Raw genomic sequence first — 26,590 nt, forward strand, 5'->3', positions numbered from 1 at the left:
TGACTACCCTATCTATGTTTTTCATTAACCACTTTCTTAGTTAATTTAACATTGATTTGAGAAGGAGAAACTTTAATATTTTGTTTGATGTTTTTTGTTTTTTCTTGAGATAGAAGACTTTCTTTATCATTTTGTAATGTTTTCATAAACTTATCTATATTGCTTTGTTCTAGTTTTATTGCATTATCATTATTCAAAATTAATCCTCCAATTTTTTCACCAAGTTCAGGTGCATATCTGACGGCAAAAATTGATGCCGGTACAACTATGATAGAAAAAGCCGCTCCTGCAGTCGCAACACTGATTGCTCCGACTAATAAAGCACAAACAGCACCGACGATTTTTCCAGTTGCTTGTTTAAATACATTACTTTTTTGTGTAAATACTAAAGACATCTCTAATATTTTATTAAATTCTTTCTTTATATAGATGGTTGCTTTATCAATATTATTATATTTCTTCATGGCATACATTACAGAAACCTTAAATAATTTTTTGTGAGACTCCGCATAATTTATTATTTTATCAAAATTCTTCTCTTTTAAAAGAGTTTTAAATATATTTTTAATTTTTTCTTTTTCGGTACTATTTATTTCATCTCCAAAATAAACTTCTACAAGATTTTCTGCTATTATATCTTGTGATTGCTCTAAAATATTATTCTTATTTTGCTCATTTTCGTCTTCAGAAGTAATCATTATTGCAAATAACTCTAATGCTACGGAAAAACTATCATCGTTAATAACCCGCATACCTAAATAATTTTGAGTCTAGAAATACATTTATAATATATTTTCAGCCTCTGGTTTAGAATTAAGCCTTAGCGTATAATCTATAGCAAGCATATTTGCAATAGTAGAGCAAGTAGATTTCATAAGATTATTGACAAAATTATTAACAATATCTTTTTTAAATAAATTAGTATTTACGTTATTAAGTACTATTGCATTATTCATTTTGGTAATTTATTTTGAGGCTAATTCTCTGATATATAATATCAATTTAGCATAAATAAGATTAGGAGCATGATTTACTGAAAGTTTATATATATTCTTAGGTGTTAACACTTCTTCATTACGTACTCGTACAAAAGATATAAGAGTATTAGGAGGCATATAAGAATAAATTTCAGAGAATATTTTTAGAAAAGTCAAAAAATCTGCACATGCATATTTTATATTTATGCTATAATTATTTACATGAATCGATTCACCTTCCCCTTCAATCGCCTGAACATTATTTTTAAAAAATACTGAATTTACAAATACATCTATAGGTTCTACTAAATCATATTTATTGCTTAAGCTTTTTATTTTAGGAATTAGTTCTTGATAATTTAAACAACTCACACTACTTGGCACGCTTAAATCTACATATTTTTTGTACGATTCTAATATTTCTTCTTTAGAGTTAATGACAGAATAAAGCTTTAAAACTTCCTCTGTTAGATTTTCTTGTAAAACTTGTTTATCAAGAATAGATTTACTGTATTCTTGCTGGAAAATTTTTATTATCCAAATAGTTAAGGAAATAAAGAAGAAATATATAATAAATTGAAAAAATATAAGATTCTTTAAATACATAATATATTTTTCAAACATTATTTTTACCTTGGGTTATTAGTGCCGTTGCATGGTTTATGTCATTCCCGCCTACGCGGGAATGACATGGAATATTACGTTTTATTATCAACTATATTAACCGATAAAGGAATTACTACCTTACCGAATATATCAAGTATTTTATCCTTATATATAACATAATCTATCTGCAAATTAGATAATTTATTTTTTGCGTTTGTTATATGATCATCTAGCATCTTTAGAGATTCATCCACCGATAGATTATTAGTATGATATTTAAGTATTTAACTTGATATTAATTGTCTCTTAGAAACTAACAAAATATTATCTATATTTGTTAATTCCCATTTAATTTCTTCTAATTTAAAAGCCGGATTTAAAGTAATTATTAGCCTTTTAAGTAAATCAAACGGCAGTGGTACCGGTGCTTCTAGTAATTTTTCTATTACATATAAATCAGCTAGGCTAGTAGTATTTTTAATATAAGGATATTTATATTTGATACATCATATTCTTGAGTTGTTGCATAATATTTTTCATTAATAGAGTTTATGTCTTTGTAATTTTGTTTTATATTATATTTGATAATACCGACCACTAATATTAATATTATAAGTAATGCACTATATAATTTAAATGTCAGATCCTTTATAGTAACTAGTTTTTTTATTGATTTTAAATTATTATTATAAGCGGGAAAACTCTTATATTCTAGAAACAGTCTACTAATATTCGTATCTATAAATCTTTCTTTTTCTAGAGTTTGCTTATTTAGTATATTATCAACCGGTATAAAGATTACAGGGCGTTCTTCAAAGTTTGTTGATTCTAATAAAGATTTTAACTCTTCATCTACTATAAGAATTATACAGGCTCTTTGGTCAAGATTACTTATATAGTTTTTAAATAATATCAAACAATCATTAATTTCTTGTTCTATAATACCTTGAACATAGCCGGTTGTTTTATCAAATGGATACTCAAGATTTCTAATTGTTATTATATTATTTTTATGTTTGATAATAAATTTTATACCGCTAGCTTGTGATACATATACACAAATTTGAAAATAATCGTTATATTTATCATTTTCTATATTCTGCACTATTTTATTTATAATAACTTTTAGCTCTAACGTTAAAAAGTAAATTCCTTTTAAATCAAGAGATCTGTTATCTATAATGCATGAAATTATATCACTTAAAGGTGTTTCAAATGGACACGACATAATTAAAGTCGACCAAATTTCACTTGGGGTAGTAGTAATTTCGTAAACACAATGTGCTATAATGTCTTCTTTATTAAAATAACCTTCAATAAATTGTTCAATAGGATCAAGTTAAACTATTGACTGTAATATAGGTATTTGATCGTGCCGTGTTTTACATTCACTGCGTCAAGTAAAAAATAAATATCGCTTTTTGGAAATTTACTAAAAAAGTTTTTATAAGGATTTAAGTCTATCTGTTCCCGAGTAGGGATAAATAATTTATCTAATAATTTATTATCGAGAAAAGTACTAAGAAATACACCTTTATTACCTAGTAACACCACAATCTTTTTTCTTTTGAAAGAAAATATTTTTAATTTTGTAGCAAATTGAACAAAATGTAATTTGATCGAATCAAAAATATTTTTCATAAATAAATTTATTTTAATCATAATTCAGTGTATTTTACTATACTGGACGTCATTTCTGCGTGGATACCCGAACCGTCATTGCGAACGACTGATAAGGAGCGTGGCAATCTCAGGACTTTGGCACGAGATTGCGTACGTACAATTACTACGTAATTTTCCTCGCAATGACGAAAAATGATCCTCTCCGGAATGACATAACATTAAATAATATATCTTACCATGACTAAATTTACCACCGAAGAAGTTAGAAGTAAATTTATAACTTACTTTAAAGCAAATAATCATACACATGTACCGGCCAGCTCGTTTTAATTCACACAATGACCCTAGCTTAATGTTTGTTAATTCGAATGGTACAATTTAAAAATGTTTTTACCGGACAAGGAAAAAGACCTTATAACAAAGCGGTAACTAGTCAAAAGTCTCTTAGAGCCGGCGGCAAGCATAATGACCTTGAGAATGTCGGTTATACGGCAAGACATCATACCTTTTTTGAAATGCTAGGTAATTTTTCATTCGGTGACTATTTTAAAGAACAAGCCATATATTACGCTTGGAATTTATTGACTAAAGAATTTGAACTCCCAAAAGACAAGCTTTATGCAACAATTTATCATACTGATGACGAAGCAGCTGCTTATTGGAAAAAATAGCAGGTTTTGGGGATGATCGCATCATAAAGAATCAAAACAAACGATAATTTTTGGTCAATGGGTGATACTGGCCCTTGCGGTCCTTGTTCCGAAATTTTTTACGACCACGGTGAACAAATATATGGCGGACTTCCTGGTACTAAAGATGAAGACGGTGATAGATTTATCGAGATTTGGAATATGGTATTTATGCAATATGAACAAATCGATAAAGATACTAGCATAGAATTATCGCAAAAATCTATCGATACCGGTATGGGTCTTGAGCGTATGACGGCAGTATTACAGCATGTTAACAACAATTATGATATAGATTTATTTCAGGAAATAATTAATTTTACCGAAAATATAGTAAAAGTGAAAGTAGAGGGAGAAGCTAAATTTTCTTACCGAGTTATTGCCGACCACTTACGAGCAAGTAGCTTTTTAATAGCTGACGGCGTTATTCCTTCAAATGAGGGGCGTGGTTACGTACTTCGCCGCATTATGCGAAGATCCATGAGGCATGCTCATATGCTTGGGTCAAAAGAACCGTTAATGTATAAATTACTGCCAAAACTTGTTGATTTAATGGGGAATGTTTATCCTGAACTTAAAAGAGCAGAAAGCTTTATAAGCAGTATCTTAGAACAAGAAGAAATTAGATTTAAAGCCACATTAGAACGTGGTCTCAAACTTCTTACCGAAGAAACAGAAACACTAACAAAAGGTAACGAATTATCAGGAGAAGTAGCATTTAAACTATACGATACTTACGGATTTCCGCTTGATTTAACCGAAGATATTCTAAAAAACCGTGATATTGCCGTTGATCACAAAGGGTTTGAAGAGCAAATGCTTATGCAAAAAGAACGTGCTAGAAAATCTTGGCTTGGCTCCGGTGAATCAAAAACCGATCAGTTGTGGTTTGATATCAAAGAGCAACATGGTAGCACGGAGTTTTTAGGATATACACTTAATGAAGCAAAATGTAAAATAATTGCATTAATCAAAAATAATAATTTAGTTAATGATATAAAAGAAATAGATACACAATTCCTACTAATCAGCAACCAAACTCCTTTCTCGGTGAATCAGGCGGTCAAATAGGTGACATCGGAACGATATTTGCAAAAGATCTGTAGTAGAAGTAATAGATACTTTAAAATATTTAGGTTCTATTATAATCCACAAATGTATTTTGAAAAAGGGGCAGATTAACGTAGGCGAGAATGCTAATTTTAGTATAGACATAAGATATAGGCAAAATTTAAGAATTCATCACTCGGCAACGCATATATTACATGCAGTACTACATGAGGTACTTGGGAAACATGTTACTCAAAAAGGTTCGTTAGTCGCTCCGACTTATTTACGCTTTGATATTAGCCATTCTAAAGCTGTGACTAATGAAGAAATCACTTTAATCGAAGATAAGGTAAATGAGATTATTAGAGATAATCATGAAGTAACTACTACATTAATGGCAACTGAAGATGCAATTAAACAAGGAGCTATGGCACTGTTTGGCGAGAAATACGACTCTGAAGTAAGAGTAGTTAAGATGGGTGAGACTTCTTTAGAATTATGCGGCGGTACGCATGTCAGACGTACCGGTGACATCGGTTGCTTTAAAATCACAAGCGAAAGTGCTATAGCAGCAGGTGTTCGTAGAATTGAAGCAGTTTGCGGTGAATTCGTAATTACATTAATGAGAGAAAAGGATAGTTTACTTAAATCGATAGAAAGCAGTTTCAAAACTAATAAAAATGAACTTATTACTAAGGTTAATAATATCTTAGAGCGTAACAAGGAAGTTGAGAAAGAGTTAGAAAAAACTCTTTTAGCTAGTTTAGATTTAAGTATAGAGCAAATTGAAAAGCAAGCTGCACAAATAACAGGAATAAAACTATTATATAAAAAAGTAGGAAATATAGACAATAAAATATTACGTCAAGCTGCCGAAAATTTAACAAAAAAAGTAGAAGATTTGATAATGGTATATATTGCCGAGGGAATTGGTAAATTATCTATTACGGTTGCGGTGAGTAAAGCTATAACAGACAAATACAATGCAGATATAATTGCAAAAAAACTTTCTTTATTCTTAGGTGGCAGCGGCGGAGGTGGACAAGCAAGCCTTGCTCAAGCCGGTGGAAATGATATAGGTAAGCTAACTAACATCCATGAAAAATTATACAGTTTATTGACAGTGTCGTAGTGTACTAATTTAGGACGTCATTACGAGTGTGCTTTGTAGCAAGGTGGTATCCACATAACAATGCCTATGGAGGCATTGTAATGACAAAATTTATGGTTGTTAATACGCTGTTTTCACAAAATAAAGACCGGAGGCGGGAGCAGTAGGACCAGCGGCTTTTCTATTTTTGGCTTCTAAAACATCTTTAATTTGTTCTGCCTGCCAAATATTTTTACCAACAAGTACTAAACTGCCGACAATATTACGTACCATATGATGCAAAAATGACGGGGCTGAAAGATATAATTTTATTTCTTCGTCTTCTTTAATAATATTAAGTTCAGTTAAAGTTTTAATCGATGATTTTGATTGACATGAGCTAGCCCTAAATGAAGTAAAATCATGTTTGCCTAATAGATAGACGGCAGCTTGTTGCATAGCCGGAACATCTAAAGGTGAACTAATCCACCATGCTCTATTTAAATCAATTACCGATGGATAAGGTCTATTAATAATTCTATATATATAATAACGAGAAGTAGCCGAAAACCTAGCATGAAAATTATTGGGGGCTAATTCACAATTCCATACTCCTACGGCATACGGTCTTGCAAAATAGTTGATAGCTGTAATAATTTTGTGAGGTTCTAAATATTTTGAAAGATCAAAATGTGCTACTTGACCTATAGCATGAACACCGGCATCTGTCCTTCCTGACCCAAACAATATCACCTGTTCACCGGAAAATTTATAAATCGCTTCTTCTAATATCTGCTGTACCGACATTACTCCTGCTTGTCTTTGCCAACCTGCAAGATCCGTGCCTAAATATTCAATGGTAATTTTATATCGATACATAATAGCCCACTGTCATCCCGTGGCTTGACCACGGGATCTTGTATCACAGCCCATGTCCTGAGATCCCAAATCACGGGATGACAGTATAAGTATTATCATGCTTCTAGTAAATCCGATGGATTACCGTCACCACGCTTTCCTCCACTTCTAAAGCTATTAAGTTTTTTGGATCTAATAGGATGTTGTAACTTTCTTAAAGCTTTTGACTCGATTTGTCTTATACGTTCTCTAGTTACTTTAAATTGCTGCCCTACTTCTTCTAATGTATGGTCAGTATTCATACCTATACCGAAACGCATTCTAAGCACTCTTTCTTCACGAGGCGTAAGGGTTGCAAGTACTCTAGTGGTAACTTCTCGTAAATTTGACTGAATTGCCGCATCAATCGGTGCTACTGCTTCTTATCTTCGATAAAATCGCCTAATTGACCGCCGTCACTATCATCACCTACGGGATTCTCAAGACTTATAGGTTCTTTAGCTATTTTCATGACTTTACGCACTTTATCAAGCGGCATTGAAAGACGGTTAGCGATTTCCGTTGCTGTTGGTTCGTATCCGAGTTCATTAAGCATTTGTCTTGAAGTACGTAGTATCTTATTAATTGTTTCAATCATATGCACAGGAATACGTATAGTCCTTGCTTGATCGGCAATAGCTCTTGTTATAGCTTGTCTAATCCACCACGTAGCATAGGTAGAGAATTTATAACCACGGCGATATTCAAATTTATCCACCGCTTTCATAAGTCCTATATTACCTTCTTAATTAAATCTAAAAACTGCAATCCTCTATTAGCGTATTTTTTAGCAATAGATATAACTAAACGTAAATTCGCTTCTATCATATCTTTTTTTGCTTGTAGCGTTTGTCTCTCGCTTTTTTGTATAGTATTCACTAGTTTTTTAAAATCATTAACTAAAAGACCGGTTTTAGATTCTATAACCGATAATTCAGCAATCATTTGATCTATATAATCCGATTCTTTAGTCATTAACTCTTTCCAAGCGACTTTTTTATTTTTCAGCATTTTTTCTTTCCATGCTGCATTGATAACCGATCCTATATATTCATCAAGGAAATTTTGGCGAGTTACTCCATATTTTTCAGCAAGTTTTAAAAAAGCTGTTTCTTTATTAATTAAATCACGATTTATTCCATACATCTTACCTAAAATTTCTTCCGTTCTTTTAGAATTAAAATGTATTTCCGAAACTTCATTTATTAATAATTCCAAATTATTATATTTTTTGCTATTTTGTAAAACCTTCGGCTCAAAAGATTTCTCATAACATTTTTTAGCTTCAATGAGTAGCTCTTCACAGATAAAAGCAATCTTTTTCATACGCTCTATAACATTAGGTAATATCTGCGTTTCTACTCTAGACATAGATAAGTGATTATCCTCATGCTCTTCTCCTTCGGTCTCACTACTATTTTCTTCATCATTTTCGGGTGTTTCGTCATGTAACATGTTAGCTTCTAAATCTATCAGATCACGTAGTAACATTTTTTCATTAACTAAATCTTCATACATACTATAAAACAACGCATAGCAATAGGGCTTCTACATAAGGAAGCAGTCATTGTTTTATGTCCTTCCTCAATCCTTTTTGCTATTTCTACTTCATGTTCACGAGTTAAAAGATCGACTCCCCCCATATCCTTAAGATATAATCTTACAGGATCATCGGTAGTACCTATATTTTCTTCTTCTACCTCATCCTCAGGTTCATTATCAACATTGGTAGATAGCTTAAATTCTTCATCCATTCCGATATCAAGCTTAATTTCATCATCTTCATTAGATTCTAAAATATCTACTCCTGCATCGGAAAATTTTAATATAGCTTCCTCTAATTGTCTTATTGAAGGATTTTTATTAAGAGGAAGAGCGTGTTTATATCATCATAAGTGACCGGATCTTTTTAGATTTAGCTTTTTTAAGTAAACTATCTATTTTATCTAGATCATTGTCTATATTGCTATTGCTCATTAAATACCTATATGCTTTTTTCTTTTAAAAGAAGTTTGAAATAATTAAGTTATCGTGTGATTAATAAAAGATTCGTTTAAAACTTGCAGTTCATTTGCAATCTTCAGAATTTCTTTTTTATATAGTAAAACTTTTTCAAAGTCGTGATTGTCAGTACTGTTTATGGTAATAGCGTATTCTTGTTGTAAATTTATTAGATAATATTTCTTATGTAGCCACTGCCATAATAAATCCAGTCTGATATTATTTTTATTAAATGAGATATCTAAAAACAAATTATCCGTTTTTGATAATAATAAAAAAATATCAAAAAAGCTAGTTTTTTCCACAATTGCAGTAATTTCACTTGCTTCTACGTTATTATCTATAATCTCGTTTAAATACCAATTACGGAATTCTTCAAGCGATTTATTATTAAAATTTAAATTTAAGATGAAATCTCTAATATCTTTTTCTTCAAGTATTATAGGAAATTTAACCAACAAAGCACAAAAAGCGTGTTCTAGTATTTCAAGCTCCGAATAGCCGTGACTTGAAATTATAGGAGCCAAATTTGAGTTTTAGTTGTAGCTTTCTTCTGCGTTGTAACTAAATTTTGCCATATTTGATCTTTAAAAAACCTGTAATAACTTACTTTTAAATCACTATCCGATATTTTGCTGCAATAATTTTTTAAATTTTTTTCTAAATTAGCTTTTTCTTCCGCAGTTTTAAAACTCTTGCCGCTATACTCAATATGCCAAATCATTTCTGATAAGCTTATTCTTTTATCTATAAGCTTTGCAAAAAAATCAGCACCGTTTTTATTTACTGCATCGTCGGGATCAAGTCCGCTTGGTAACCTAATAAAAGAAATTTTCTTTTCACTATTAATAAGCGGTAATGCTAAGTTAATAGTTCTTATACTAGCTTTTATGCCTGCATTATCTCCGTCAAGACATAATATAATTTCATCACCAGCACGCCATAATTTATGTAAGTGATTCTCAGTAACGCTAGTACCGAGACTCGCAACCGTTTCACTAAAACCTGCTTGATGTAGTGCTATAACATCAAAATAACCTTCTACTAAAATCGAATGATTTTTTTTATAGCTACTGCTTATCGCTTTATGCTCACCGTATAGAGTTTCACTTTTTTGAAATACTGTAGTTTCAGGTGAATTTAAGTATTTAGGCAGCCCCTCCCCTAGTACTCTACCGCCAAAGCCTACAATTTTATTGTAAATATTTCTAATTGGAATAGTAATACGGTTAGAAAATAAATTATATATTTCACCGTTTTCTCGCTTGCCGATTAGCCCTGCTTTACCAAGCTTTATAATATCTATATTTTTATCGTGAAAAAATTTTTCAAATTTATTATTCTTCGGGGCAAAACCTATTGAAAACTCTTTTACTGTTTCTTCGGTAATACCCCTTTCGTGTAGATAATGTAATATTTCAGGTGTTAATTGTGTCCTGAAAAACTTATTGGCGAGTTCTAAAATATTTAGAATTTCATCGGATTCTTCATAAAATTCTTTCTGTTTTGCAGTTATTTCGGTATCTCTATACCGTAATCGATTGCAAGCTTTATAGCAGACTCATTATAAGATAAACCGCTAATATTAGAAGTAAATTTTATAACGTCACCGGCTGCTTTACAACAAAACATTAGAAAAATCTCTTACTATTACTAACCGTAAAATGGGTCTTTTCTTGATGGAAAGGACATAAACCTACATAGTTACCGGATTTTCTAGTTAAAGCTACTTTTTGCCGCACTACATCCGATATGTTAATACGGTTTCTTAAGAACTCATAAAATTCCGGTGCAACTCTCATTATATTACAATATGTAGGAAAGAATAGCTGTAGAAAGACAATAAGAAAGCGGTATAGATAAATTATCGTTAATTCTTAAATCTTTTGAATAAAATTCAGCTACTGTAGCCCCTATGCAGCTTATAATAATAATAATAAAACTTGTATTATATCCTAAATAGAAATACACTAATATACTTATAAAAATTGCAGAAGCTAAAAAGGTAATAGAACCGGCTATAGATTTACCGTTACCTAAGCTATTTCCTATTTTAACGCCGAAAAGAGCCGCTAAACAATCTGAAATAATTAAAATCAACCACGAACAAATCACTAAATTTTTAGGGAAAAGAAGAGCAGTTAAGAAAAAACCGATCATCATAAAACTAACGCCGCTTAAAGCAAAAGAACCGTTATTTTCTTCAAGCCTTATAACTTTTGAAAAAAATCTAGTTACAAATTCACTAATTTTTGCATTATTATGACGTGATACATCTAAATATAATGTAATAGCCGTTATTATAAATAATAATAACGTAATAGCGGTTCTTGGAATAAATAAATAAAGCAGCGGAAATATTATAGCCGATAGGTGGAAAATTTTACGCTTTTTCTCAAAGTCAAAATCTTTAATTTCCATAAGATTACTAATTTGTTGCTATTGTTATATGAGAAATAATGCCAACATCATTGCGAACAGTATTCGATGTCATTCCTGCTTTCGCAGGCATGACATAACAGAATCCGCTTAGACAAAGACCACTTGCAATGACGATATTTAGGCAATGCCAAATAATTAAAAAGGCTTATTTGACAAATTTCACTATTACAAATATACTTGCTGAAATCTATATTATTGAAAATAGTATACTAAAATTACTAAATCTATACAATATAATTATGAATACAAAATTTCCTATCACCGCTAAAGGTTTTGAAAAATTAGAACACGAGCTTAAACATTTAAAACATGTAGAACGTAAAAAAATTAGTGCAGATATAGCCGAAGCACGAGAGCACGGCGATTTATCCGAGAATGCGGAATATGAAGCGGCACGTGAGAAACAAGCATTTATAGAAGGGCGTATTAAAGAGCTTGAAGATATGACAGCAAGAGCGGAAATTATTGATATTGGTAAATTATCGGGAGATAACATAAAATTCGGGGCTACGGTTACTTTGATCGACGACGATACTGAAGAAGAAGTAACATATATTATTGTAGGAGAATATGAAGCTGATATAACTAGAAAAAGAGTTTCAATCGCTTCTCCTATAGCAAGCTTTGATTGGAAAATCGGTAGGTGATTTTGTAGAAGTTACAACACCGAAAGGATCTAAATCATATGAAGTAGTTACCGTTGAATATAAAGAACTAGAACTTTAATTTGATTTTTTTGTCACTATAAACGTTAACCGTATGGCTTGTTATGTCATTCCCGCCTACGCAGGAACGACATCGAGTAGGTACATCGAGTAGGTTTTTCGATCCATGTAACACCCCCTGCTCCTTGCAATGACGATTGGGTATCAACACGCAGGTATGACATTATTAATTACTTCTTCTTAAACATCTCGAGCATTCTTTTGTTACTATAATCGCCGAAGATATTTATTGAAACAAGGCAGGCCGCCCCCCCCATTGCAAAATACCTAGGTAGACCGGGAAAACACCAAAAGCAGAGTATTAAGCAATCATAGAACTAAGAACCATAATACCTTGAAATAGCGTTAGTAATAGACATAAGCGGAGTATGGAGTGCAGGCGTTACTTTCCACACAATAATAGCCCACAAAAGAAGCTAATACAAAAATAGTTATAGCAAATACTAGCGGATCTATAGTACTTGTGTTTGTTTGCCAACTAGTATCTATTACCAAATATTTTAATTTATCTGATAATTCTTGGGTATTATGGGCAATTTCAGCAGCCTGTTTAGCCATCGTCGGTAATTGATTCATATATTTAATTTCTCACTCACAATTTTTCCGTCTTTAGTAATCAACATCTCACGTACTAACGCATCATCCATATTAAACTTACCGTCTTGCAATGCATAGGTTAGAAAATTATACAAATTCTTAGCATATAATTTTGAGCTGTCGGTAGCAATTTTAGTAGCAAGGTTTGATAAACCTATTATGGTAACTCCGTGCTTAGTAACGATCTTATCCGGTTCTGAATCTTCCACGTTCCCGCCTGTACTAGTCGCTATATCAACAATCACTGAGCCGCGCTTCATAGATTCTAGCATTTTTTCCGTAACAAGCAGAGGTGCTTTTTTTCCCGGAATTTGTGCAGTAGGTAGTAATCACTATATATATCCTTAATAATTTTTGCTAAAAACTCTTCTTGTTTAGCTTTATAATCTTCGAACTCTCAGTTGAGCATAGCCTGATTTATCTTGTAAATCCCTGTAATTCCGGTGAAACAAACTTAGCTCCTAAGCTTTCTACCTGCTCTTTGGTAGCAGCTCTTACATCATATCCTGCAACAATGCTACCAAGCCTTTTTGCCGTTGCAATAGCTTGAAGACCGGCAACACCGATACCAAGCACTAAAGTTTTACACGGTGAAATTGTCCCTGCTGCCGTCATCATCATAGGAAAAGCCCTTGTATAATGATAGCTTGCTTCAATTACCGCTCTATAGCCTACTAAGTTACTTTGAGAAGATAAAGCGTCCATATTTTGAGCTTTAGTAATTCTCGGCACAAACTCCATAGCAAAAGTCGTAAGGTTTTTTTTAGCTGCCGCTTTTATATATTCATGATTTAAATAAGGCGATAATAATCCTACAATAATTGCTCCTTTCTTTGCAAATTCAAGCTCACTATATTTATCCGTAACGGATGAAGGTTGCACCTTTAATATAATATCAGCATCAGAAATAATTTCGAGTGGTACCGAAGATATTTTAGCACCTAGAGCAACATATTCTTCATCAAGAAAACCGGCATGAAGCCCTATATCTTTTTCTACCATAACCGTATAGCCTTTTTTGACTAACAATCCTGCTACTTCAGGAGTTATTACGGCTCGTGTTTCATGCTTGGCTTTTTCTTTTAAAGCAACGATTTTCATAAATACTAATTATATTTTGCATTAACTGAATACATAAGATATTTTAAACATAATTTAAAATATAAAACAACGAAAATGAAAAAAATATTTTTTCTAATCATTATTTATCTTTTTGTGAATTCAAGCTTAACATTTGGGGCAGATGATAAAACAGCTATTTCGGAACTAAAAACTTATCTACGTAAGATAAAATCGGTTGCGATAGATTTTACTCAAGAAGATTCGTACGGTAAAATAGTTAAAGGAAAATTATTGATCCATAAACCTTATAATTTTAGATGTAATTATTATCCTCCTTTCCCTTTAGTTATAATAGGTACTAAAAATTTCGTATCGATGTATGATTATGATATGGAGCAAGTAAGCCAGTATAATAGAAGGCGAGTTAAAATAAATTTTAATTTTTTATTAGAAGATAATGAGCATTTGACAAGGATATATTTTGTTTTTGAAGCGGTAATTAACGCAAGAAATATTTCTAAAATTACTATCTATCATACTCTAACGGAAAAACGTAGCGAAATTACTTTTAATAAAGCTACTCAACAAATTGAAGCATTAAAAATATTTGAAGATAATAATATAGTCACTATTACTTTTGATAAAATAGCTAAAGTACAAAAATTTTCCGATGATTTGTTTAAAATAAAAAACCCTGAAATATTCGGTCCTCCTAAAAGATTAACAAAATCGGAAATAGAAAAAAAATATATTGTTTCTTGAAAATAAACAGGTTATGTTAATTATGCTAGTAGTGGGCATTGTACCTGTTTAGTCGGTCAGGTCTGAAAGGAAGCAGCGAAAGCGCAGAGTGGGATTCGATGGGTCATTACTAGCATTATTCTAATTTTGATTTCATTTCTACAGCAAGGCGGCTCGTTTTATGTCATTTCCCGCGAAAGCAGGAATTCTCAGTAAAACATATACAAAATAAATTTTTTATAAAGTCTTATAACTATCGTGCTAGATATAAATTCATCAAATCAATATATTCCTTTTGCAAGGAAATATCGTCCTAGTAACTTTGCCGAGCTTCAGGGGCAAGAGGTATTAGTCAAAGTTTTAAGCTATACTATTTTAAACGATAGGCTCGCCGGAGGCTATCTTTTAACAGGTATTAGAGGAGTCGGTAAAACTACTTCCGCCCGAATTATTGCTAAAGCCGTCAACTGTTCTGCTTTAATTACCGAAAATACGACTATTAAAACATGCGAGCAATGTATGAATTGCATCAGCTTTAATAATCATAATCACCCTGATATAATCGAAATTGATGCGGCAAGTAAAACTAGCGTAGATGACATACGTAGAATTATAGAATCCGCCGAGTATAAGCCCCTACAAGGTAAGCATAAAATCTTCATTATTGATGAGGTGCATATGCTCTCTAAAGGGGCATTTAATGCACTTCTTAAGACACTGGAAGAACCACCACCTCATATAATATTTATCTTTGCAACGACGGAAGTACAAAAGATACCTGCAACTATTATCTCAAGATGTCAACGTTATGATTTAAGGCGGTTGAGTTTTGAAGAGATTTTTAAGCTACTTGAATATATAACTAAGCAAGAAAATTTAAAAGCCGATATAGAAGCACTAAGAATTATAGCTTACAAATCGGAAGGGTCGGCACGTGATGCAGTCTCTATTTTAGATCAAGCAGCTAGTATGTCGGTGAAATCTGACAATATAATTAGTCCTCAAGTAATTAATCAAATGCTTGGGCTTGTCGATAGTTCGGTTATAATAGAATTTGTCGAATGTATTATCTACAGAGAGACGGAAAAAGCTATAAATTTAATAAATAAACTTTACGGTTCTTCGGTTAATCTTGAGATTTTTATAGAATCGGCATCAGATTTTATTGCTTATCTTAATAAAGTAAAAATGTTACCTAATTATAGTTTGCCTATATATGAATCATTTAATGATAGAACTAAAAACATATTAGATAAAACCAGCTTGCCGCACTTATCAATCTTATGGCAAATATATAATAAGGGAGTAGGGGAAATAAAAATTTCCTATAACCAACTAACAGAAACGGAAATGTTAGTTATAAAATCTATATATTCGACGTCGCTACCCTTGCTTACAGATTTTGACGGTAATAATCAAAATTTAAATCAATCAATTAATCCGGAAATAAAAAAAAAATTTGAAATTGTAGATTTTCTTGAATATTTATATAAAAATAATGAGATAGATATATATTATTTCCTGCTCAATCATACGGAACTTAAAAATCTCAGTAATAATAGATTAGAGTTCGTAAGTCTTGAAGTTACAAGCAAAATAAAAAGACAAATAGACGATTTGTTAGCTGCTTTTACTAATGAAAAGTTTGAGATAGTAATAATAAAAGAGCAGAACAAGCAAACCTAAGAATCAGTTAATTGGTAAGATTGAAGCAAGTAACGATTTTGGTTTAATTAAAAAACATTCCCAAATATAACAATTTCGGATATTTTACTTAAAGCTAAAAATATATAGGATAGAATTATGGTAAATTTTAATCAGTTTTTAAAGCAAGCCCAATCAATGCAAAAGAAAATGCAAGAAGCTCAAGAGCAAATGGCAAATGCAAGATATACCGGTAAAGCCGGCGGCGGACTTGTTGAGGTTATTGCAACCGGTAAAGGCGAAGTTGAAAAGATTTCAATTGATGAATCTTTATTAAAAGCAGAAGAAAAAGAAATGCTTGAGGATTTAATTAAAGTTGCCTTTAATGATGCTCAACAAAAATGTGATGAAGATTCTCAAAATTCTTTATCAGGAGCTTTTAAACGGTATGAGATTACCACAGGCTTTAAAATGCCGTTTTAACACGGCTCTTATGTCATTCTTGCAAAGATCGTGTTGAGTGGATACAAGTCGTCATTGCACGCGAACGTTAGTGAGCGTGGCAATCTCAGGAATTCTTCCCATTGCTTCGTCAATTTACTATTGTAAATTTCCTCGCAATGACGGAAAAACTGCTCCACGCAACAACGTCTTTAGTCGCTTAGCTCATGACAATTTGGTATCCATATTTATTCACAAAATATCATCACAATAAGATGTATTATCCCAAACATCTCGTTAAGCTCTGTTTGCACTATCTCAGGCAAAACTTTAAGTTTCTCTTTTAATATTTGATATTCTTTATTGTTGTCATCATTATATATTTATTTATATTTCAATAGCGTTTTATCCCTATTTTATCCTTAAGAGAAGGGGTAATCATATCGTTTAGTTTATCTAATTTTTCTTTTTGCTCTTCTGTTAACTCTTTTTTACCGATTTCTAAAAAATTTTTCAAATTACAAGCATCTTGTAGATAAAGTTTAACAACATCAATATTATAATCTTATTATTTACAAGTTCTTTGATCTTCTTAATGTCTTCATTGTAAATAGCATTAAACAAATTGATTTCGTCATATTTAGATTTATACACAAAACCCCTTTTATTTAAAAAAGGCATGTTAGCACTTTTTGATATAAAGGCCAAGAAATAATTAATAATTTAACTATTTCTTAATAAAAAGGAAATTTGTAAAAAATAGACATCTTTCCAAAGCAGTTTATAGAGAGGAATTTAAAGGATACACGGAAGCACTTGCCGCTGCAGCATATTATAGACATACGTGAAGATTAGGGGATTAGGATCGACGTACAAATTGCTTTAGAAGCAAGTTATGCAGAAGTTTAATAATTCAAGATCAATAAATCCTTATCAATCCTGAACTTTGAACGCTCAAGTAGCGAATACCAAGAAGCGAAATATCAAGGTCACCAAGACTACATGTCCTTTGATGTTCTTAAATTCCTTACCATTACTACACTATTTAAGGTTATAGGGGCGGTTTTATTTTCGCCGTTAGCTGTTAGATAAGTTCTAGTATATTTTAATTTAGTTAAGTCAAAGCCTAATTTTTGAGCATCTTCTTTAGTTAAAGCTATATCACTTGCCCCTGTATCTACCATAAATTTTATTTTAACGTTATTTACAAAAGCATTGATATAAAAATGCCCGTCTCTGTTACGGGCTATAATAATTTCTCCGACTTCAGTAGACCATTTATATGATGGAATTAAAGCAGACATTACTCTATGATAAGCGTAGTTCAGCTCAAACCTAAAAGCATAACCGGTTATTATAACTAAGAAAATTACTGCCCACATTGCTAATTGCAAACAAAATCTGCGTATTTCATTTTGGCTAATAGTACTGTAAATTATACTAAATAATATTAATAATGACGCACAAAAACTCCCTATATTTTGTGGTGCTTTAAAAAATTTTGGATAATGTTGATTGATATATTTGTATAATAAACCGGTTACAATTACGGTGCTACAAATGATAAAAATAAGTTTTATGAGTTTTTTATTCATATAATATACTAACAAGTAAATAAAGAATAGGTATACGAAGTTCTATCTGAGTATATAAATTTTAATCTATATAATCAAACCAAAGTCCCAGCCCATTTTTAAGTGGAAAACTACCTTCTTGGTTCACTAGAATAATAATTCCAAGTTCTTCTGACGGTATAAAGCCAATAAAAGAATTAATACCGTTAATTATATAGCCTGAGTGAAAAATTAAATCCTTATTTGAGCATCCTTTTACTTTAAGAATACGCCATCCAAGAGCATAATATGACTCAATCATTTTTTGATCAATAGGCCAAATCGGTTACCATTTAAATCCAAAAACATCTTTGTTTGATTTTACTATTTTACACATACGATCTAAAGTACTTTTAGCAATAAAGATTCGGTTTATAACCAAAACTAAGTGTGAATATTTCATCTATCGATGCAAAAATACCGACAGATGCAGGTACCGTCTTTGGGTAATAAGGCGGAAACGACAGCAATGTTATTACCTCCTGTCCGTCTATTATTGCTTTAGATTGCTTTAGAATGCGGATAAGCAAGTTGTACATATCCATTCGGCCCTAACGGTAATATTTGTATATCTTGCGTTTTAAGCGTTGTACGCAAATTATCTATTGTAGCATTTAAACTTGATTTTTTACAATTTAAAGCTTCTTCAAGTAAACTAAAATATGTTACTATACTTATAGCATTGCCCGGGTTTACAACTAGCTTGTTGTTTTTTTAGCAACGTTGCTCAATTTCAATATTTCCTGAGAATTGATAACCTGTTGTATGGCTTAAAATATTATTAAGACTAATAGCATTTTTAGGTATGGTAATTTGAATTTTTCATCAAAATCTCAACTTTCTTGATCTACCATTAATGCAATTGCCGTTGCTGAAACAGCTTTTGAAACCGATGCTAAAGTAAATAAAGTTTTATCCATAAATAACTCCACTATTACCTTTCTGATTTCCAAACGTTGTTTTATAAATAACTTCACCTTTGTATAAAATTGCAATTGCTCCTCCTTGTAATTCAAGCTTTTTAGTTTTTGCGGTCATTATACTCATGTCTATGCCAAAACTGTACGATGTGATAATAGTAACATTATACTAAAAAATAGGATAAGCTTTTTATTCATATGGCGATATTATTTATTGATTCTATGTCATTCCTGTCCTGCGAAAGAGCAGGAATCCAGCTTCTAGAACAAATTAATATACTTTAATAACCGCTATTGCCTTTTCTTTATCTTTTAATCTAATAGTAGCAAGCTCTAATAAATATTTGTTATCTAAAGCTTCAATACTTTGCTCATATAATTCAGCTGGAATTAGATAAGCAGTCGGTTTATTATGATTTAATAAGGCAACAGGCTCACCACTTGCCTTATCCAATAATGCAGTAGGGCTTTTTTTAAATTCTGATATACTAACTGCTAGATTTGCATAAATATGTTCCATTATTGACTCCAAGTAAACGGAAGAGAAAGTTTAACGAATGATCAACTTGGAAAAGAGCAAGGAGTCTACAAGAACTAGGAGCGGAAGCGTATCCTTAATACGTGGCTACACCTGCAAACTTATTTAGACGACGTAGCCAGTTTTTTTAAGTTCATCGAGGATACCTATAATTAATACTAATTATAGGCTATCATTTTATCTTTATCAAGAAAATCACCTTAAATCGCCGATATTCTCTAAAAACAACCTAGCTCGATGCGATGCCGGTTTATTAAAAAAATCCTCAGCAGGCTGATTTGCTAAAATCTGTCCTTGATCCATAAAAATAACACGATCCGCTATTAATTTTGCAAACTTCAAATGGTGCGTAACCACTACCATGCTCATTTGATCTTTTAATAAATTTATATTCTCTATAACATCTTTAATATTTTCAGGATCGAGTGCCGAAGTCGGTTCGTCAAATAACAAAATTTTCGGCTTCATCATTAAAGCCCTTGCTATTGCGGTGCGTTGCTTTTGCCCTCCTGATAGGCTTGCCGGATATGAGTCAAATTTTTGCGTTAGCTTAAATTTTGCAAGCAATTCCTTTGCCATAGAAATTGCCTGTTCTTTTGACAAATTTAAAACATTTACCGGCGTATAGATTAGGTTTTCTCCTACCGTTAAATGCGGGAATAGATTAAAATTTTGAAAAACCATACCAACTTTTAAAAGAAGCTTTCTTCTATTTTTAAGCAGTAGCTTCTTCCCGTCTACCAAAAAAGTACCGCTACTTGGTTCTTCTAAATTATTTAAAATTCTAAGCAGAGTAGTTTTACCGCTTCCCGAAGGACCGATTATTACAGTAGTTTCCTTAGTAGTAAAACTTAAATCAATATTCTTAATTGCGTAATTCTTGCCATAACGCTTACAAACTTTTTCTAAAATAATCATAAACTAAACCGTAAATTTATAACCGTCATAAAGCGGCTTAACGTTATTTGGAAGCATTTTCGTAATCTCATGATAATCTATCGTGTGTCTCATATTGGTTAATAATATCTGCTCAGGTTTATATTTTTCACGCCATTCTAGAACTTTATCAAGCCCTGCATGATTCGGATTTGATTTATAATCCATACAATCTAATATCCATATTTTTATATCTTTTAAAAATTTATCTGATTCAGGAGGAAAATCGATTAAATCGGGCGAATAAACGAAATCACCTATACGTAAGCCCAAGCTATCTATAGGACCGTGATGCTGTCTAAAAAATTGTATTTCAATAGTATTAATCTTAATTTTATCAAAAAAACTAACAGATTGAGTTGTGAACAGTCGCCCAAGCTTAAATAACTTATTGTTAAATAGATAATCAAATTTTGTATGGAGCTTTGCCGTACTATCGTGATCTGTATAGATTTCAAATGGCTTGCCTTGCATAAAAGTAAATACTCGTAAATCATCGATGCCATTAACGTGATCGGAATGATAATGTGTTAATATAGCACAATCGAGCTTATTTATCTTTTCTCGTAATAGTTGATTTCTAATATCAAAACCGAAATCAACTAATATTTGACTATTTTCATCGTTAATATATATTGCTGATCTAGTCCTTTTATTGTACTTTGAAGGAGATGTGCAAGTACTACAATCGCACCCGATCACCGGTACGCCTATAGATGCTCCACACCCAAGTATTGTTACTTGTAACATAAATATTTAAAATAATGTTTGAAGTTTTTTATAATTTTTGCGGCTTAAATCAAGAAATATTCTTATTTTTGAATAAAATTACTAATATCGGCTTTATACCTTATTTTTTTAAAATAATTTCGTTTTGTTTTAATATCGCTAATTTCGCTTTAATATATATTTTATACTGTATATATTTTTATATTCAATTAAAGAAAACCAAAAATGATAAGAAGCGGCAAAATAAATTCTGGCACAATTATAATAAGTTAGTTGAAATCGGTATAATATACGGGATATTCGGTTTAATTTTTACCGCTCTTAAATTTTCAGTTAATTTCCCTCGCCCTTATTGCAATCTTCCTGTAGATAGTTTCATGACCATAATAAATACTGCAAACGAAAGATGCTTTTCAAGCTTTCCAAGCAGCCACGCAGCTCTTAGCGTGTTAGTAACGTATTTTGCTTGGAATTATATAAAATTACCATTAAAAATCTTAATGATTTGTGTTATTATGCTCGTTTCTTTATCTCGCATAAGCCTTGCTATGCATTACCCAAGTGATATAATCTACGGCATTATTATTACATTTATAACAATACTGATAGGTAAGTTAATTTATCGCATCTTTGCAAATCATATAATAAGAAAGATCGGGGATTTTCTATTAATGAGGCAGTAATTAAGAAAAAACATATAAAAAACTTGTTTTTTAATCTTGAAAGTTTTTAATATGCACGCTACAATGTAGCTACATTATTGAAAGAAGATTTTTATGTCTGCTGATTCTATTGTGCGAGCCCGTATTAATGAAGACGTGAAAGAAGAAGCAGCTTTAGTGCTTGCTGCTATGGGACTTACTTTATCTGATGCTGTTCGTATGCTGTTATTTCGTGTTGCTCGTGAAAAAGCATTGCCGTTTGAGCCACTTATCCCAAATGATGAAACAATTAAAGCTATGAAAGCTGCAAGAAGCGGCAAATTAGTTCATGTTGGTAATATCAATAATTTGTTATCTGATTTAAATGAGAACGATTAAACGTACAGTTTAAACGTGGAATAAATTTGGATGATATTTTACTGAAAACAGTTAGATACTTAGTTGCTGATATAACATGACCTATACATATGAGAGATCATGCCCTTATAGGTAATTGGAAAGATTATAGAGATTGTCATATTAAACCGGATTTAGTATTAATTTATAGAAAACCCGATGCTGACACATTGGAGTTAATAAAATTAGGTTCACACAGTACACTTGGTTTTTAATTATTTTGAAATGAACCGGGAACGAGTTCCCCCAAAAACCATCTAACCATCCATAGTACTGGACAGTTTTTGAAAAAAGCGTTTGATGTCGCTCCTAGCTAAAAACGAGAATGACATCAAAAAACCAAACAAACATTATGCTACTATACCGAAAATACTTTATAAAAAATATCTTACCGCTGCTTATAGTCGTTACTTTTTCAGTGACTAGTATAGTATGGATAACGCAAATATTAAAACTTTTATATTTATTTGATAAAGGTATAAAAGTTATGGACTTCTTCAGTTTAATAGTTTTAGTACTTCCTACTTTATTATTTATTCTGTTACCGGTAATAATGGTTATTACCGTGATCTATATCTATAATAATTTAAAAGTCGAGCGACAATTAATTATATTACAAGCTTCAGGAGTTAATAATGTACAGCTAGCACTGCCTGCTTTATATGTCGCATTAATAGTTTATGCTACTTGCCTATTATATATCTTCTAACATCCTGCCGTTATCTCATATAAACTTAAAATCACGTTTAAACTTTATAAAGAATAATTATATCTCAAGTATGATTGAAGAGAAAACTTTTAATAAAGTAACGAAAGATATCACTGTTTTTATAGATAAAAAATCAGCAGGAAATATTATGAACGGCGTAATAATATTTGATAATCGCAACGCTGATAACCCATCAGTAGTATTTGCGGGTTCAGGTACTCTTAATATATATGATAATAGCCCGATTTTTGAACTTAATAAAGGCATAAGACAAGAATATGACGTAAACGGTAATTTAACTCAGTTAACTTTCGATTCTTTAATGATAAAACTGCAAAATGATAATCCTTTAGTATCGCAAAGAACTAAACATAATAAAGAAGCAAACGAATATTATATAAGCGAATTACTTGCCCCTCCTCATGATTTAGCTATTACTAAAAAAATTAAATTAATTGCTGAAGCACATCAAAGAATAATTTGGCCTTTATACAATTTTGTATTACCTTTTGTAGCACTTGCAGTTTTTTTGAGATATCCTTATAGCAAAAAAACAACTTTTATGCCGGTATTATTTTCTGCCTTAACAGTATTGCTAGTTACTTCAATTCATTTTATATTACAAAATTTTGCTTCAAAAAATCTAGATTTTATTTTTGCTTGTTATTTCAATTTGGTTATTGCTTTAACGATCGGATTATATTTATTTGTACGTAAAAGAATATAAATTTATTAGACTACTTTATTCCAAGCTCCACGAGGATTTTGAGTAAAACAATCTATTTTGTTTTTCTGTCCGGTAAATTTATTTATTTTAACTGTTAATTCTTTTAAATCTTCCGGTAAATCAGTTATTATAATTATCCTTTTGAAAACTCTTATATACTCTTTTGCTTGTAAAATTTTTCCTATATCTGTAGGCGAAATAATAACAAGCACACTAGCATTATTAGGATTTTGTAACTCATCAGTAATATAAATCGGCTGTTTTTCAGGCTGCGGGTCAAGTTTACTACCGTGAGGTATAAATTGCTTACGTGAATAAGTCCAAAGATTTTTATTGAGCATTTCTTGTTGATCTGCATCTGCAGTTAATATCACGCTTTTAAGATCAGAGTGATAGCATTTTTCTATCAGAAGCAATATCGATTTTAGAAGCATTCATCGCTTGTTTGATAAATACTAAATGGCTGCATAAAAAATTTATGTTATTTTTATGAGAAAATTTAAGTGTACGGATGAAGGGACTTGACCCCCACGCCTCACGGCACAAGAACCTAAATCTGCATGTCTACCAGTTCATCACATCCGCGTATGGTAATGCCATTCCTGTAAAAGGGTGGCCTTGTTGCATGGATTCTATGTCATTCCTGCCTCTGCGGGAATGACATCAAAGTATTTCCATCAAAAAGTTATAATACACATCATATAATTTTTGTAAATCGCTAATTTTTGTGTATTCGTTTATTTTATGTGCCGTTTCGGATAATAAACCAAACTCTACTAACGGACAATAATTTTTGACGAATCTTGCATCCGACGTACCGCCGCTTGTAGAGAATTCAGGCTTTATTTTAAGCGTATGCTCTACTACTTTAGCAAATTCTTTTATTTTATCGCTAGGGTTCTGAATAAAACTTTCAGCAGAACTACTATATTCTAACTTATAATCTACTTTATATTCTTTACAATGCTGTTTAATAATTTCTTCTACCTGTTTTGCTAAAGTTTCTGCACTATGTAAATTATTAAAACGTATATTGAAAGATGCTTCCGTACTTGCTGGAATTACGTTTGAAGTATTATTACTGACCTCGATATTCGTTACTTCAAGATTTGAACGTTGAAAAAATTCAGTACCTTCATCAAGTTTTATATTTGTTAACTCATTCAATATTATTATTAAGCAAGGCAATGGGTTATTTGCTTTATGAGGATAAGCTACATGCCCGCTTAAGCCTTCTATATTTAATTTAAAGTTAACACTTCCTCTTCTGCCAATCTTAATTGCATCGCCTATTTCTTTTTCACAAGTAGGTTCACCGACAATAGCAAAATTTATCTTATATCCTTGATCATAAATATATTGCAGCATTTCTTTAGTACCATGCTTTGCTTTTCCCTCTTCATCACTAGTAAGTAAGAAACTAATGGAACCTTTAAAATCGGTATTATTTTTTATAAAATCTAAACTGGCAGCTAGAAAGCACGCTATAGCCCCTTTCATATCCACCGCACCTCTGCCATATATCTTACCATCATTGGCTAACTTAAATGGACTCGCATTATGCCAAAGCTCATGATTGCCTGCCAACACTACATCTACATGACCAACAAAGCAAATATTAGGCTCATTGCTACGAAAACAGCATAAAGATTAGTGACTTGCTCACTTTTAGAATCACCGAATATTTTTATTTCGGTCTTAAAGCCGTGCTGTTTAAGCAAATCATTAATATACTCAATAGCCCCATCGCTCTTAGGAGTTACAGACTTAAAACCAATCAAATCTTTTAAGTAGTTAATGTACATCAATTATTGCCAAAGAGAATTTAATGTGGTTTTTAGTTTGTTTTCAAATTGAATCTTACTTTGATTATTATCAAGCTCTGTTACCATTTTTTGCTGTTCTTCAAAAGGCGGGATAGGAATTTGTAAATCCTCTAAATCTTTCAAATAAACGTGAGGTTGACCTGATCCAGCTTGCTTTTGGTATATTATATTTTGCTGAGATTTTAAAATATAATATAGATATTTAGTTAACAATAGTTTTTCATTAATTGAATAGATTACGTTACAATCTGAAGTCCACATTGGTGAATTATGATACCAAATATATCCAGCATATGCTCCCGATGAAGAAATAGTGATTATGTTACCGTTAAAATTATATTGATTATGTGAATAAGGACTAACCCGACCAGATGCTATTACTGGAATATCCCCCTTAATTGCAGTATTAATGTTAATCATTTTACCTTTTTTACCTACTATTAATGTTGTATACTCCTTATGCTCAAGAGATAAAATATTACTTTTTAATTTATTGATAACGATATCGCCAAATTTAACAATTTCCCATTGTTTATTTATTTCAAAATAAGGATGCCAATTATCTATTATCTGTTTTGCCCCCTCTATTATCTTTTGATAGCTATTCAATTCTTCAATAATTTTCTGTTGTTTTTCTAGAGACAGAAGAGGAATATAAATTGAGTTTATATGTTCTCTATTTAAACCAGGCTGAGCACCTTTATTATAAGCTAAGTTCTTATTAAATTTGATTTTGAATTACATCGCTATTTAAACAATAAAATAAATAAGATTGATGTATAATATTCGGTTTCCCTCTAAAAATATAAACATGTTCATTAACCATTACTTCTATTTGCGGTAAAATTTTATCATCTACAAAACACACTTTACCCGTTAATGCTCCGTCTTTACACATTAAAATATCATTGTTTTTCACCAACCCTTTTTAGCTAGTTGATAAAAATCG

The 26,590-nt window shown here is 31.5% G+C and carries 17 protein-coding genes and 13 pseudogenes; 10 read left to right on the forward strand and 20 right to left on the reverse strand.

The genetic code is table 11. The features are described 5' to 3' along the window. Positions 1-8 precede the first annotated feature (8 nt). The 3 genes and pseudogenes from ACSFFC_RS02135 to ACSFFC_RS02145 all read right to left on the reverse strand — a co-directional run bounded on the left by ACSFFC_RS02135 (position 9) and on the right by ACSFFC_RS02145 (position 3,245). A pseudogene (locus ACSFFC_RS02135) lies at positions 9-956 on the reverse strand (RP853 family protein). Positions 957-965: 9 nt separating this feature from the next. Continuing rightward, positions 966-1,601: a hypothetical protein gene (locus ACSFFC_RS02140; protein WP_014411145.1), complete on the reverse strand. Its 636-nt coding sequence runs from the start codon at positions 1,599-1,601 to the stop codon at positions 966-968. 74 nt (positions 1,602-1,675) lie between these two features. Continuing rightward, positions 1,676-3,245: pseudogene (locus ACSFFC_RS02145) on the reverse strand (hypothetical protein). Positions 3,246-3,574: 329 nt separating this feature from the next. Between ACSFFC_RS02145 and alaS the strand changes: the two are divergent. Together alaS and ACSFFC_RS02155 are read left to right on the forward strand one after the other, a co-directional pair. Continuing rightward, positions 3,575-4,966, forward strand: a pseudogene (gene alaS, locus ACSFFC_RS02150) (alanine--tRNA ligase). Between the two features lie 91 nt (positions 4,967-5,057). After that, positions 5,058-6,077, forward strand: coding sequence for a DHHA1 domain-containing protein (locus ACSFFC_RS02155; RefSeq protein ID WP_499217214.1), 1,020 nt, complete (start codon positions 5,058-5,060; stop codon positions 6,075-6,077). Positions 6,078-6,176: 99 nt separating this feature from the next. Here the strand turns inward: ACSFFC_RS02155 and truA are convergent, their stop codons facing one another. The 4 genes and pseudogenes from truA to ACSFFC_RS02175 form a co-directional block, all read right to left on the reverse strand. Further along, the gene (gene truA / locus ACSFFC_RS02160) at positions 6,177-6,914 is read right to left on the reverse strand and encodes a tRNA pseudouridine(38-40) synthase TruA (RefSeq protein ID WP_014411148.1); all 738 of its coding nucleotides are present in this window, start codon (positions 6,912-6,914) and stop codon (positions 6,177-6,179) included. 95 nt (positions 6,915-7,009) lie between these two features. Beyond that, positions 7,010-8,909, reverse strand: a pseudogene (gene rpoD, locus ACSFFC_RS02165) (RNA polymerase sigma factor RpoD). Positions 8,910-8,953: 44 nt separating this feature from the next. Continuing rightward, a pseudogene (gene dnaG / locus ACSFFC_RS02170) lies at positions 8,954-10,735 on the reverse strand (DNA primase). Positions 10,736-10,739: 4 nt separating this feature from the next. Next, on the reverse strand, positions 10,740-11,354 hold the full coding sequence (locus tag ACSFFC_RS02175) for a diacylglycerol/polyprenol kinase family protein (RefSeq protein WP_014411149.1): 615 nt from the start codon (positions 11,352-11,354) through the stop codon (positions 10,740-10,742). Between the two features lie 260 nt (positions 11,355-11,614). On the opposite strand from ACSFFC_RS02175, the pseudogene greA reads away from it, so the two are divergent. After that, positions 11,615-12,101 (forward strand): annotated as a pseudogene (gene greA, locus ACSFFC_RS02180) (transcription elongation factor GreA). 169 nt (positions 12,102-12,270) lie between these two features. Here the strand turns inward: greA and ACSFFC_RS02185 are convergent. After that, positions 12,271-12,676 (reverse strand): annotated as a pseudogene (locus ACSFFC_RS02185) (NAD(P) transhydrogenase subunit alpha part 2). Further along, positions 12,651-13,798: pseudogene (locus tag ACSFFC_RS02190) on the reverse strand (NAD(P) transhydrogenase subunit alpha). The pseudogenes ACSFFC_RS02185 and ACSFFC_RS02190 overlap by 26 nt, the downstream one beginning before the upstream one ends. A gap of 75 nt (positions 13,799-13,873) precedes the next feature. On the opposite strand from ACSFFC_RS02190, the gene ACSFFC_RS02195 reads away from it, so the two are divergent. The 3 genes and pseudogenes from ACSFFC_RS02195 (at position 13,874) to ACSFFC_RS02205 (ending at position 16,627) form a co-directional block, all read left to right on the forward strand. Next, on the forward strand, positions 13,874-14,521 hold the full coding sequence (locus ACSFFC_RS02195; RefSeq protein WP_499217215.1) for an outer-membrane lipoprotein carrier protein LolA: 648 nt from the start codon (positions 13,874-13,876) through the stop codon (positions 14,519-14,521). A gap of 237 nt (positions 14,522-14,758) precedes the next feature. Next, positions 14,759-16,294, forward strand: a pseudogene (gene dnaX, locus ACSFFC_RS02200) (DNA polymerase III subunit gamma/tau). A gap of 9 nt (positions 16,295-16,303) precedes the next feature. Beyond that, positions 16,304-16,627, forward strand: a complete 324-nt coding sequence (locus ACSFFC_RS02205) for a YbaB/EbfC family nucleoid-associated protein (RefSeq protein WP_499217216.1) — start codon at positions 16,304-16,306, stop codon at positions 16,625-16,627. A 352-nt stretch (positions 16,628-16,979) separates the two neighbouring features. Here the strand turns inward: ACSFFC_RS02205 and ACSFFC_RS02210 are convergent, their stop codons facing one another. The 7 genes and pseudogenes from ACSFFC_RS02210 to ACSFFC_RS02240 form a co-directional block, all read right to left on the reverse strand. Continuing rightward, positions 16,980-17,102 carry a hypothetical protein gene (locus tag ACSFFC_RS02210; protein ID WP_014411152.1) on the reverse strand — a complete coding sequence of 41 codons (123 nt, stop codon included), beginning with the start codon at positions 17,100-17,102 and terminating at the stop codon, positions 16,980-16,982. 388 nt (positions 17,103-17,490) lie between these two features. Next, positions 17,491-18,180: pseudogene (locus ACSFFC_RS02215) on the reverse strand (aspartic protease APRc). Between the two features lie 61 nt (positions 18,181-18,241). Then, the gene (locus ACSFFC_RS02220; protein WP_012151443.1) at positions 18,242-18,460 is read right to left on the reverse strand and encodes a serine hydrolase; all 219 of its coding nucleotides are present in this window, start codon (positions 18,458-18,460) and stop codon (positions 18,242-18,244) included. A 571-nt stretch (positions 18,461-19,031) separates the two neighbouring features. After that, positions 19,032-19,193: a hypothetical protein gene (locus ACSFFC_RS02225; RefSeq protein ID WP_196792912.1), complete on the reverse strand. Its 162-nt coding sequence runs from the start codon at positions 19,191-19,193 to the stop codon at positions 19,032-19,034. A gap of 196 nt (positions 19,194-19,389) precedes the next feature. Then, complete coding sequence (locus ACSFFC_RS02230; protein ID WP_499217217.1) at positions 19,390-19,638, reverse strand: type II toxin-antitoxin system Phd/YefM family antitoxin; 249 nt, start codon at positions 19,636-19,638, stop codon at positions 19,390-19,392. Positions 19,639-19,851: 213 nt separating this feature from the next. Continuing rightward, positions 19,852-20,574 carry an amino acid ABC transporter ATP-binding protein gene (locus ACSFFC_RS02235; protein ID WP_014411157.1) on the reverse strand — a complete coding sequence of 241 codons (723 nt, stop codon included), beginning with the start codon at positions 20,572-20,574 and terminating at the stop codon, positions 19,852-19,854. A gap of 3 nt (positions 20,575-20,577) precedes the next feature. Continuing rightward, entirely contained in the window at positions 20,578-21,342 is a 765-nt protein-coding gene (locus ACSFFC_RS02240; RefSeq protein WP_012737067.1) for an MBL fold metallo-hydrolase, read from the reverse strand. A 14-nt stretch (positions 21,343-21,356) separates the two neighbouring features. Here ACSFFC_RS02240 and ACSFFC_RS02245 point away from each other — a divergent pair, with 14 nt between their 5' ends. From ACSFFC_RS02245 to ACSFFC_RS02260, 4 genes and pseudogenes are all read left to right on the forward strand, one after another. Beyond that, positions 21,357-22,004 carry a phosphatase PAP2 family protein gene (locus ACSFFC_RS02245; RefSeq protein ID WP_014411158.1) on the forward strand — a complete coding sequence of 216 codons (648 nt, stop codon included), beginning with the start codon at positions 21,357-21,359 and terminating at the stop codon, positions 22,002-22,004. A gap of 93 nt (positions 22,005-22,097) precedes the next feature. After that, a complete protein-coding gene (locus ACSFFC_RS02250; RefSeq protein WP_012151450.1) occupies positions 22,098-22,361 on the forward strand; it encodes a type II toxin-antitoxin system RelB/DinJ family antitoxin in 264 nt (87 codons plus the stop codon). A gap of 89 nt (positions 22,362-22,450) precedes the next feature. After that, positions 22,451-22,594: a type II toxin-antitoxin system YafQ family toxin gene (locus tag ACSFFC_RS02255; RefSeq protein WP_014411159.1), complete on the forward strand. Its 144-nt coding sequence runs from the start codon at positions 22,451-22,453 to the stop codon at positions 22,592-22,594. 137 nt (positions 22,595-22,731) lie between these two features. Further along, positions 22,732-23,815 (forward strand): annotated as a pseudogene (locus ACSFFC_RS02260) (LptF/LptG family permease). Between the two features lie 5 nt (positions 23,816-23,820). Here ACSFFC_RS02260 and ACSFFC_RS02265 read toward each other — a convergent pair. From ACSFFC_RS02265 to ACSFFC_RS02280, 4 genes and pseudogenes are all read right to left on the reverse strand, one after another. Next, positions 23,821-24,284: pseudogene (locus ACSFFC_RS02265) on the reverse strand (DNA polymerase III subunit chi). Positions 24,285-24,478: 194 nt separating this feature from the next. Further along, a pseudogene (dapE, locus tag ACSFFC_RS02270) lies at positions 24,479-25,620 on the reverse strand (succinyl-diaminopimelate desuccinylase). Positions 25,621-25,623: 3 nt separating this feature from the next. Next, positions 25,624-26,250 (reverse strand): restriction endonuclease subunit S, encoded by a 627-nt coding sequence (locus tag ACSFFC_RS02275; protein ID WP_014411162.1) that lies wholly within the window; start codon positions 26,248-26,250, stop codon positions 25,624-25,626. 112 nt (positions 26,251-26,362) lie between these two features. Next, on the reverse strand, positions 26,363-26,560 hold the full coding sequence (locus ACSFFC_RS02280) for a restriction endonuclease subunit S domain-containing protein (RefSeq protein ID WP_014411163.1): 198 nt from the start codon (positions 26,558-26,560) through the stop codon (positions 26,363-26,365). Between the last annotated feature and the right edge of the window lie 30 nt (positions 26,561-26,590).

This window comes from Rickettsia parkeri, assembly GCF_051427245.1.
GTDB classification, from domain to species: domain Bacteria; phylum Pseudomonadota; class Alphaproteobacteria; order Rickettsiales; family Rickettsiaceae; genus Rickettsia; species Rickettsia rickettsii.

Bases quoted from the DNA above. Each gene is read 5' to 3' on its own strand.
- ACSFFC_RS02140 (WP_014411145.1), bottom strand. From the start codon at position 1,601: ATGTTTGAAAAATATATTATGTATTTAAAGAATCTTATATTTTTTCAA.
- truA (WP_014411148.1), bottom strand. From the start codon at position 6,914: ATGTATCGATATAAAATTACCATTGAATATTTAGGCACGGATCTTGCA.
- ACSFFC_RS02175 (WP_014411149.1), bottom strand. From the start codon at position 11,354: ATGGAAATTAAAGATTTTGACTTTGAGAAAAAGCGTAAAATTTTCCAC.
- ACSFFC_RS02195 (WP_499217215.1), top strand. From the start codon at position 13,874: ATGAAAAAAATATTTTTTCTAATCATTATTTATCTTTTTGTGAATTCA.
- ACSFFC_RS02205 (WP_499217216.1), top strand. From the start codon at position 16,304: ATGGTAAATTTTAATCAGTTTTTAAAGCAAGCCCAATCAATGCAAAAG.
- ACSFFC_RS02220 (WP_012151443.1), bottom strand. From the start codon at position 18,460: ATGATTGAGTCATATTATGCTCTTGGATGGCGTATTCTTAAAGTAAAA.
- ACSFFC_RS02230 (WP_499217217.1), bottom strand. From the start codon at position 19,638: ATGGAACATATTTATGCAAATCTAGCAGTTAGTATATCAGAATTTAAA.
- ACSFFC_RS02235 (WP_014411157.1), bottom strand. From the start codon at position 20,574: ATGATTATTTTAGAAAAAGTTTGTAAGCGTTATGGCAAGAATTACGCA.
- ACSFFC_RS02240 (WP_012737067.1), bottom strand. From the start codon at position 21,342: ATGTTACAAGTAACAATACTTGGGTGTGGAGCATCTATAGGCGTACCG.
- ACSFFC_RS02245 (WP_014411158.1), top strand. From the start codon at position 21,357: ATGTTTGAAGTTTTTTATAATTTTTGCGGCTTAAATCAAGAAATATTC.
- ACSFFC_RS02250 (WP_012151450.1), top strand. From the start codon at position 22,098: ATGTCTGCTGATTCTATTGTGCGAGCCCGTATTAATGAAGACGTGAAA.
- ACSFFC_RS02255 (WP_014411159.1), top strand. From the start codon at position 22,451: ATGAGAGATCATGCCCTTATAGGTAATTGGAAAGATTATAGAGATTGT.